This is a genomic window from Thermus sp. (genome assembly GCF_040290245.1).
Lineage (GTDB): Bacteria > Deinococcota > Deinococci > Deinococcales > Thermaceae > Thermus_A.
Genome location: NZ_PSMQ01000061.1, coordinates 1 through 9,205, shown reverse-complemented (window position 1 = coordinate 9,205; position 9,205 = coordinate 1). Strand labels below are relative to the sequence as shown.

7 protein-coding genes and 1 pseudogene are annotated in these 9,205 nt (G+C 64.1%); 2 read left to right on the top strand and 6 right to left on the bottom strand.

Going from position 1 to position 9,205, the window contains the following annotated elements; all coding sequences use genetic code 11:
• Positions 1 to 79: 79 nt before the first annotated feature.
• Positions 80 to 1,504, bottom strand: a complete 1,425-nt coding sequence (locus C4301_RS08200; RefSeq protein ID WP_352414608.1) for a CoA-acylating methylmalonate-semialdehyde dehydrogenase — start codon at positions 1,502 to 1,504, stop codon at positions 80 to 82.
• A 159-nt stretch (positions 1,505 to 1,663) separates the two neighbouring features.
• Here C4301_RS08200 and C4301_RS08195 point away from each other — a divergent pair, with 159 nt between their 5' ends.
• Positions 1,664 to 2,671, top strand: coding sequence for a PucR family transcriptional regulator (locus C4301_RS08195; protein ID WP_352414607.1), 1,008 nt, complete (start codon positions 1,664 to 1,666; stop codon positions 2,669 to 2,671).
• 421 nt (positions 2,672 to 3,092) lie between these two features.
• Here C4301_RS08195 and C4301_RS08190 read toward each other — a convergent pair whose 3' ends face one another.
• The 4 genes from C4301_RS08190 to C4301_RS08175 all read right to left on the bottom strand — a co-directional run bounded on the left by C4301_RS08190 (position 3,093) and on the right by C4301_RS08175 (position 8,121).
• Entirely contained in the window at positions 3,093 to 5,042 is a 1,950-nt protein-coding gene (locus C4301_RS08190; RefSeq protein ID WP_352414606.1) for a beta-galactosidase, read from the bottom strand.
• Between the two features lie 8 nt (positions 5,043 to 5,050).
• Positions 5,051 to 5,875 carry a carbohydrate ABC transporter permease gene (locus C4301_RS08185; RefSeq protein ID WP_352414605.1) on the bottom strand — a complete coding sequence of 275 codons (825 nt, stop codon included), beginning with the start codon at positions 5,873 to 5,875 and terminating at the stop codon, positions 5,051 to 5,053.
• A complete protein-coding gene (locus C4301_RS08180) occupies positions 5,872 to 6,735 on the bottom strand; it encodes a carbohydrate ABC transporter permease (protein ID WP_352414604.1) in 864 nt (287 codons plus the stop codon). Before C4301_RS08180 ends, C4301_RS08185 begins: the two co-directional genes overlap by 4 nt.
• Positions 6,736 to 6,849: 114 nt before the next feature.
• Complete coding sequence (locus C4301_RS08175; RefSeq protein ID WP_352414603.1) at positions 6,850 to 8,121, bottom strand: ABC transporter substrate-binding protein; 1,272 nt, start codon at positions 8,119 to 8,121, stop codon at positions 6,850 to 6,852.
• Positions 8,122 to 8,324: 203 nt separating this feature from the next.
• Here C4301_RS08175 and C4301_RS08170 point away from each other — a divergent pair, with 203 nt between their 5' ends.
• Positions 8,325 to 8,687, top strand: a complete 363-nt coding sequence (locus C4301_RS08170) for a zinc ribbon domain-containing protein (protein WP_352414602.1) — start codon at positions 8,325 to 8,327, stop codon at positions 8,685 to 8,687.
• A gap of 154 nt (positions 8,688 to 8,841) precedes the next feature.
• Here C4301_RS08170 and C4301_RS08165 read toward each other — a convergent pair.
• Positions 8,842 to 9,205 (bottom strand): annotated as a pseudogene (locus tag C4301_RS08165) (hypothetical protein); the annotation flags it as partial.

The window sequence follows — 9,205 nt, the reverse complement described above, 5'->3', positions numbered from 1 at the left end:
TCCCCCGCCCGGGGGCTTGGGACCGGCACCTCCTCCACCTTTAGGGGCCTGCCCACCCCTTCCCAGATGGCCGCCCGCATCACCACCGCTCCACCACCACCTTTCTGCGGGTATAGAAGAGGAAGGCATCTGGGCCGTGGGGATGGAGGTCGCCGAAGAAACTTGCCCTCCAGCCGGAAAACGGGTAGAAGGCGAAGGGCTGCGCCACCCCCAGGTTCACCCCCACCATCCCCGCCTCAACCCCTTCCCGGAAGGCCCGCGCCGCACGGCCGCTGGAGGTAAAGATCGTCGCCATGTTCCCGTACTTCACCCGGTTGGCCTGCGCGATCGCCTCCTCCAGCGTATGGGCGTACGAAACCGAAAGCACTGGGCCAAAGATCTCCTCCCGCGCCACCACCATCTTGGGAGAGACCCGGTCCAGAACCGTCGGACCCAGGAAAAACCCAGGGCCCTCCACCCCACGCCCATCCACCACCGCTTCGGCACCCTCCTCGATCCCCTGCTGGATGTACCCCACCACCCGTCGCCGGTGCTCCTCCCGGATGAGCGGCCCCACGTCCACTCCGGCCTCCCACCCCGGGCCCACCCGAAGCCTACGGGTACCCTCCACCACCCGCTCCAGCAGCCTGGGGCCTACCTCTCCCACCGCCACCGCCACGCTCCCCGCCAGGCACCGCTCCCCCGCGTTCCCGAACGCGGAGTTCAGAATTGCGGGCAGGGCCAGATCCAGATCCGCATCCGGCATCACGACCAGATGATTCTTCGCGCCCCCCGCCGCCGAGACCCGCTTTCCGTTCCGGGCCGCTTCCTGGTAGATATACCGCGCCACGGGCTCCGAGCCCACGAACTGGACCGCACGCACCTCCGGATGCCCCAGGAGGGCGTCCACCGCCTCCTTTGCCCCGTGGACCAGGTTCAGTACCCCCTCGGGAAAACCCGCCTCCAAAAACAGCTCGGCGAGCCGTACGGCCCCCAGGGGTGTCCGCTCCGAAGGCTTGAGCACAAACGTGTTCCCCGCCACCACCGCAATAGGGAACATCCAGAGGGGGATCATCACCGGGAAGTTGAAGGGGGGAATCCCCGCCACCACCCCCAGGGGATAGTGGAACAGGTTCTGGTCCACCCCCCTGTTCACCTCCCGGAGCGTCCGGCCCTGGAGCAGGCTGGGGGCAGAGCAGGCGAAGTCCACCACCTCTATCCCCCGCCGCACCTCCCCCCGGGCTTCCTCCAGCGTCTTCCCGTGGTGAAGGGTCACCAGGTGGGCCAGCTCCTCAAAGTGCTCTTCCAGAAGTTCCTTGTAACGGAACATGAGCTGAACCCGCTCCATTAAGGGGGTCCGGCTCCAGCTCTGAAAGGCCCGGACTGCGGCCTGAACCGCCTGGTCCACCTCCTCCCCCCCGGAGAGGGGCACCTCCTCGATGACCTCCCCCGTGGCCGGGTTGTACACGGGCAGGACTGGACCAGAAGGGGCCCGCCACTCAGCGCCAATCAGGTTCTTGACCACATCTTTCCCCCCTTAGGTTCTCTCCACCAGGCTCTAAGCTGAGGTTGAGGGGTGTCAATGGGTTGAACACCAAAGAACCCTCCCGTTTCGTTGGGTTTCCCCACAGGTGTGCTAGGATGGAGGGGAAGCTGGCTGCACACCGGAGGTGAGGCCGTGGCTATGCAGGTCCAAACCCTTCGCTCCTGGGCGGAGTCCATGGCCAGGTGGTATGCGCAAGAAATCCCTGACTACAATCGGCTGGACGAGCGCGTCCTTTACCGGGATGTGGCCATGGTCTCCTATGAGTACCTGAGGCACCTGGAGGAGTGGGGAAACCTGGACGAGATGGCCTTCACGGTGGGGCAGCGCCGTCGGGAGCAGGGCGTAGGGCTTTATGCTCTCCTCCGGGCCTACCGCCTCTGGGCGCAGGGGGCCCTCGAGTTCTTGGCAAGGGAGTGGCCGGAGGCGCTTCCCACTCTGGCCCCCAAGGTGGCCACGCTCTTGGACCGGGTCTGTGAACAATCGGCCCGGGGGTACCAGGAAGCCCCTGCCCCCTTTGCCCTTGAAGGTCCTTACCTTGTCGTAGGCGCCCGACCCGAAGAAACGGGAGCCCTTGTGGTCTTGCCGAATGCGATCTCCTTGAGGCTTTGGGCCCGGAACACCGCCTACATGTACACCCCGCAGGGCAGGTACCTCGTCCTTGACCGGCCGGACCTTGGGGTCAAGGGGGTTCTCTCCGAGTATGCCCTTGAGCAAAGGGCGGTCCTCTGGGTTAGCCCTGTCGGCAAGGAGCTCAAACCGCTCCTTGACGACATGGAGGAGGCCCTGGCTTTGGCCCATCACCTTCCCCTTGCGCCCGGCCTTTACGAGACCCGGATGACGTGGGCGCTGGCCATAGCTTTGGAGGCCCCTCGAGGCCAGGCGCGTCTTCAAAGGATCCTGGACCCCCTCCATGCCTTTTCGGACCTGGTCCCGACCCTGGAGGCCTACCTCGCCTCAGGGGGCTCGCTCAAACAAACCGCGGATCGGCTTGGGGTGCATCCGAACACGGTGCTCTACCGCCTGCACCGGGTCGAGGAACTGACCGGCCTTAATCTGTCCTCTACCCACGACAGACTGCTGCTTTACATGGCCATCTTCCTTCTGCGGTTTCAGAAAGCCCACGAGGGGCCAAAGGCATCCCCTTAGGGAGAACGGGGGGCTCCAAGGGGATGGGCTTCCCTCGAGCCCCCCAGACAACTCCAGCTTTAGCCTGGACAACCCCGGGGGAGGTGCAGGCAGCCGGAATGGATTTGCCCCCCTGCAGTCCACCGTTCCTGTGAACCGGCTGTTTCCCGGAGGGAGCACTGAAGGGACCAAGGGGGTGGGCGTTCAGGCGCTACATAGGCCCCTTGAGTCCAGGGGGTCCGTGTATCCCCTCCATGCATTGAGGGGGATGACGGTCCTGCCGCACCCCCAGTTCTTAAAGCCCGGCCCCTTTAGCGGTTACCCCCCTCACTTGGGCAAGAGGCATGTGCTTTTCTTGACCAGGGTGGGCGGGGGACTGGAATCGGGCTGGGCCCTAGGGCGCCCGGGAATGGGCCAAGCCGATCCGCAAAGCCCGCTTTTTCTATGTTTCAGCCGTTTGGCTTTCCCATACCGCGAGGTCATGAGGCGGAATCCGCCTCCCTCCCAGAAGGAACCGAACCCCCTCGGGGGCGGGGGCTTCGGCCTCGAGGGGGCCATAGTTGAAGGCGAAAACAAGGTTTCCCCTGCGCCTGAGCCTCAGGCCCTCCGGAAGGGGGAGAGGCTTAAGGCCCGCCTCCTCGGCCAGCCTGTACAGCAGTGCGAACAGAAGCTCCGGGCTTGGCCAGGCGGCCAGGTAGAACCACCGGCCTGCGCGGAATAGAACCCCTCCCCCATCCTTAAACCGCAGAAGGGCTGGAAGATCCGTTTCCACCCATTCCCGCCACACCCCCAGATGGAAACGCCCTAGTGCCCCCTCCGCCTCCTCGGTAAGGCCAGGGGGAAGGCTTTCCACCCGGACCACCCTCAGGGGCAGAAGGGCTTGCAGGGGGCCTGGGGGTAGGTCCGCAGGGATTTGAAACTCCTCCGTCTTGCTCCCGGAACGGGGGCCCAGAAGGACCAGCCCCTCGGCCTTGGCCAGGGCTTCCTTCGAGGCCTCCCGTACCACGGGCAGGCTCGGGGCGACCACCAGGGCATACCCTCGCAGATCCCCCCCAGGCCTTACGAACTCCACATCGAGGGCAAGCCGCCGTAGGGTGCTGTACACGGTGTAGACCAGGTGCGTATAATTCCATCCTGCCCCCTGGGGTTGGATCTCGAACACCCAGGCCGCCTCCGGGTCATAAACCAGAGCTACCGGGGCCTTTACTGGAGGCGGCAGGGCAAAGAGGCTGAGTTCCTCGGATACCTGTTTGACCTCATAATAAGCGACATCCGGCTTTCCATCCGGCCGGTTGAGACCCGCGTGCATCTGTTCCTGGGCAAATGGGGCCTGGCGCCACCGGAAGTAGGAGACCACCTCCGCCCCGTGGGCCAAGGCCTCCCAGGTCCAAAGGCGCACCATTCCCCGGGCCGGGCTGGGGTTATGAGAGGCCCAGTTCACAGGTCCGGGCTGCTGCTCCATAACCCAGAACCGCCCCCGGCCTACCGCCCGGTAGAGGTCGTGGTGAAACGCGGCCACATCCGGGTGGCCCGTACGCGCCCACCTGGCCCTCTCCTCCGGGGGCAGGGGCATCAGGTCGGTGAACCCCAGGGGGTAGCTGTCCCAACTGGCGAAGTCGAGGTCCTCCGCCAGGGCGAAGGGGTCCAGGTCTGTAAAAAAGCCCATGAAGTTGTGGGTGATCAACCGGCCGGGTGCGTAGGCTCTGAGAATCTGCACCTGGAGGCGGTTGTAGCGCCGCACCTGGTCTGAGGCGAAGCGGTAGTAGTCCAGCAGGTGGGCTGGGTTGGGCTCGGCCACGGTCAAGTGGGGCAGGCCCACTTCGGAAAAATCCCGGTAGCTCTGGCTCCAAAAGGCCGTGCCCCAGGCCGCATTGAGGTTTTGCACCTGTCCGTATCTTGAGCGGAGCCAACCCCGGAAGGCCTGGAGGCAAAGGCCGCAGTAGCAACGCACCGTATCGTGGCATCCGTACTCGTTGTCCACTTGGAACCCGGCGACCCCGGGATGGCGGCCATAGCGCTCGGCCAGGAGGGCCACGATCCTGGCGGTCTCTTCGTGATAGGCGGGACTGGAAAAGCAGTAGTGCCGCCTTCCCCCAAAGTTCCGCCTCCGCCCCTCCCGGTCCACGGGGAGGATCTCCGGATGGCGGTCCACAAGCCACTTGGGGGGGGTGGCCGTGGGCGTGCCTAGGACCACCGCCAGGCCCTGGCCGTGCGCAAGCTCCAGGACCTCATCCAGCCACCCCCAGGTTAGGGCGCCGGGGCTGGGCTCGAGGGCGCTCCAAGCGAACTCCCCTAGGCGCACGTAGCGCAGGCCCAGCTCCCTCATGCGTTCAAAGTCCTCTTTCCAGCGGGTTTTGGGCCACTGCTCCGGGTAGTAGCAGACACCCAGCATAGCCTCTCCTATCCTTTCGTGGCCCCCAGGGTCAGGCCTTGAATGAAGTACCGTTGCAGTCCGAAAAAGACGACCAGAGTGGGTAAGGTGGCCATCAGGCTGGCCGCTACAATCAAGGGCCAGTCCGTGATGTACTGGCCCCGCAGGTTGGCCAGGCCTGTGGTGATGGGCTTGAGCTCGTCCCGTCCAATAAGGACCAGGGCCCAGAGGAAGTCGTTGAAGATCCAGGTGAACTCGAGGGTGGCGATGGCCGCGATCCCCGGAAGCATCAGGGGCCAGGCGATCCGCCGGAAGATCGTCCACTCCCCGGCCCCGTCCACCACTGCGGACTCAAACAGGGAGAGGGGGATCGTCCGGGCGAAGTTGCGCAGGACAAAGGTGGCAAAGCCGAGCTGGAAGGCGGTGTGAAAAAGGATGGGAGCTAGGTAGGTGTCGTACACCCCCAGCTGATTGGCCAGGCGGAAGACGGGCAGCATGAGCATTTGGAAGGGAACCATGTTAAAGGCCAAGAAGAGGAGGTACAGGGGGAAGGCGAGGCGAAACCGGAAGCGGACCAAGGCGTAGGCCGACATGGCTGCGAGCACCAGCACACCTATCAAGGAGGGCAGGGTGATGATGAAGCTGTTCGCCAGATACCGGCGGACCCCCGCCTCCTCCCAGGCCCGGAGATAGTTTTCCAAGGCAATCTCCCTGGGCCAGCTCCAGAACCCTCTTAGGGTGAGGTCATCCATGCTTCTCAGGCTGACCAAAACGGCCCCAATAAGAGGGAAAAGCCATAGGAGGGCGGCTGTCCAGAGGAATAAGACCAGGAAAGGATGGAGTTTGCCCTTCACGCTTCCTCCCGTCGGACGGTGTACCAGAGGAAAAAGGCTATCGGCGCTATCGTGATGCCCATCAACACCACGGCAATGGCCGCGGCATAGCCCATCTGGTAGTCGTGGAAGGCTGCCAAGTACATGTAGTTCGCCAGGACCTCCGTGCTGTGGAAGGGCCCACCCCGGGTCAGGACGTACACCAGGTCAAAGGAGCGGAAGGAGTCCACCGTGCTGATGACCACGATCAGGGTGGTGATTGGGGTCAGAAGGGGGAGGATGATCCTGCGGAACAGGGTCCATCCCGTTGCCCCGTCCACCTGGGCCGCTTCCACGATCTCCGGGTCCAGGGTTTTGAGGCCTGCCAGGTACAGGATCATCACATACCCCACCTGGCGCCAGCACGCCGCTGCCAGAATCGCCCCCAGCGCCAGCTTGGGGTCGCCCAGCCAGCCTATGGAGCGGGCTGCCTCGGGGTTTAGGGGAAGACCGAGGGTGTGCAAGAAGGAGAGGATGGCTGCCAGGGCGGAGTTCAGCAGGCCCTGCTCGGGATGGTAGATCCACGCCCACACCAGGGCGATGACGGTGGGGGAGAGGACCAAGGGCAGGTAGAAGCTGATCTTGAGGAACCTTTCCAGGGGGATGGGATGGTTGAGGAGGTAGGCGAGGAACAGCCCGCCCGCGGTGGGGATGCTCAGGAAGATCAGCAACCAGATGAGATTGTTCCTGATGGCCTGGTAAAAGGCGGGGTCCTGGAAAAGCCGCTCAAAGTTGGACAGACCCACCCAGGACCACTGCGGCGAAACACCGTCCCAGCTGCCAAAAGCCAGCAAGACGGTGGAGAGGGTGGGGTAGATGACCCAAACGGAGTATAAGAGCAAGGGGAGCCAGAGGAAAGCCCCCGGTCCTTGACCCAAGCGTATGCGGCCCATGCTCGTCAGCGGGGGGAAGGGCCTGGGTGTCCCATCTCCCCTCAGGCCCTTCCCCACCCCCTTCTACTTTTCTTGGGCAAAGATCCTCTTCCGGTCGGCCTCCAGCGCCTGGAGGATGCTTCCGATCTGACCCGGATTGGCCATGAACTGAACAAAGCCGTTCATCCCCCGCTCCGCCATCTCGGGGTGGGTGTCCCGGTCGTAGAACTGGGCAGTGTAATTGGCCCTGCTCAGGACTTCCCGGATGCCTTTCTGGAAGTAGTCTGAATATAGGTTCATGGGGATATCGGTGCGGGCGGAGATGCTGTTCAGCTCCTTGATCATCGCCTCAGCGAACTCGCGGGAGGCCGCGTACGCGAGGAAGAGCTTTGCGTTTTGCAGGTTTCGGGCCCGCGCCGGCACAAAGAAGCCGTCCGTCGGGGCATCCTCCCCCACGGGGACCTTGGGGTCGATGATGGGAAAGCGGAAGAAATCCAGTTCTTCCCACCGTTCCCTGGGGTAAGACTCGCGAATAAAGGCGCCCATGAGGTACATGGCCGCTTTGCCCTGGGCCATTAGGGCCACCCCTTCGTGCCAGTCATAGGCCGCCGGGTTGGCGATGAAGTAGCCCTTGTCCAACAGGACCTTCCAGTAGTCAAAAACCCGGCGCACCCGTTCGTCGGTGTAGGGCACCAGGCCGTCCGTCAGCTCGATGTGGAACTTGGGGCCGTTGATCCGCATGTTGAGGTAATCGAACCAGGCGGCCGCCGGCCAACGGAACCGGGTCCCCGTGGTCAGGGGCGTGATCCCCGCCTCCTTAAGCCGCTCGCACACCCCTAGGAACTCCTCCCAGGTGGCGGGAGGTTTGAGGTTCAGACGTTCAAAGATGTCCCTTCGGTAGTACACCGCCCACCAGTAGTAGCCGGTGGGAAGAAAGTAATAGCGGCCATTGTACTTGCAGGCCTCATGGAGGGCGGGGTTGATCACCTTCTCCAGGCCTTCCTTCTGCCAAAGATCGGTGATGTCGGCCAGGAGGCCCCGGCTGGCGAAAAAGCGCATCCGGTTTCCGGCGAACCAGGTGAGGACATCCGGGGGCCTCGAGGCGATAAGGTAGGTGCGGATGGCCTGTTTGAAGTCCTCGTGGGCCACGATGGTGTGCTGGACCCGGATGCCGGGGTACTTCTGCTTGAAGCGGGCCACCATCTTCTGATCAAAGGCCCGGGGTACCGGGTCGCCCATGTAGGAGTTGTAGATCAGCTCCCCAGACCCCTGGGCCAAGGCCCTAAGCGGCCCGGCCGCCAAAGGGATGAGGCCCAGCTTGAAGACCTTCCGCCTTGTCCAGAGCTTCTCTTTCATTTGGTTAACCTCCCTTCTGGGTCCAAGGCGATCTTACGAAAGCTTTTCTTTTCTGTCAAGAGGGGGGTATTCGTAAGAAAGGGACAATCAGAGGAAAGAGACCAAGGGAGAAGCGGCAACCCCTGGGCCACGACCGGTTCTGGCGGCCCTGCAGGCCTGGAGGAAGGGCGAAAGGCTCCGTTACCAGGCGGGCCGGGATCGCGGTGCGGGCAGAGGTGGGTCAGCCGCGTAGCGGCTACGTTCACGAGCGGAACCCCTCCCGCACCTCTCATGCCTGCGGGAAGGTTTACAAGGGGAATAGGGTTGCCCGTGGGCTGTACCGCTGCGCCTGCGGTTGGAAGGCTCAGGCGGACCCAAACGGCGCCCTCAACCTCGATGAGGGAACCTTCCCGGTATCTCCCGTGTTCACGGGCGTAGCCCGTACCTGGAAGGGAAGCCGTGGCCGTGGGGCACGGCCTGGGGCCTTGTCCTTCCGCTTGAGATGGCCTACGGTCCACCAACCCAGCTGCTTTCCGAAGGGAGCACCTCGGGGCAGGGAATCCCTGCCCTCATCCTTGATTGGTTGAGGGGAGGATCTCCCGGGAAGGTCGCAGGCGGGGGCACCTTGGCTCAAAACCACCGCATGCGGTCCAAGGCGGTTTTCAGCCCCCTCGTGCGGGAAGAGGAGGTGGGCCGGGCCCGCCCCTTTAAGCCGCAGGGGCCGATGGGAAGGGGGGTGGGCTATTTTTCGACCTGCGCCCCTTCGGCGAAGGCCCAGGGCAGTCCGAACCCCCTCGGGGTGTAGGGCCGCACCGCCGCCAAGGGAAGGCCGTGCTCGGCCGCCCAGGCCTCCCACTCGAGGGCGCTTTTCTCTCGGAAGAAGGCGCACGCTTTCCGGTAAAGGGGGTTCTCCTCTCGGTGTTTGCTTCGCAAAGCAACCCGGGCTGGCGTGTAGGCGGCCCCGGCCCAGGCCTCCTTTCCCGCGGCTTGGCAGAACCGGGTCCAGAGGTGGGCCTCTCGGTGTTCGCTCCGCGAAGCAGCTCGGTGTTCGCTCCGCGAAGCAGCTCGGTGTTCGCTCCGCGAAGCAACCAGGGCGGCCAGGGCG

Excerpts from the sequence above, each read along its gene's own strand:
- C4301_RS08195 (WP_352414607.1), top strand. The coding sequence starts at position 1,664 with ATGCAGGTCCAAACCCTTCGCTCCTGGGCGGAGTCCATGGCCAGGTGG.
- C4301_RS08175 (WP_352414603.1), bottom strand. The coding sequence starts at position 8,121 with ATGAAAGAGAAGCTCTGGACAAGGCGGAAGGTCTTCAAGCTGGGCCTC.
- C4301_RS08190 (WP_352414606.1), bottom strand. The coding sequence starts at position 5,042 with ATGCTGGGTGTCTGCTACTACCCGGAGCAGTGGCCCAAAACCCGCTGG.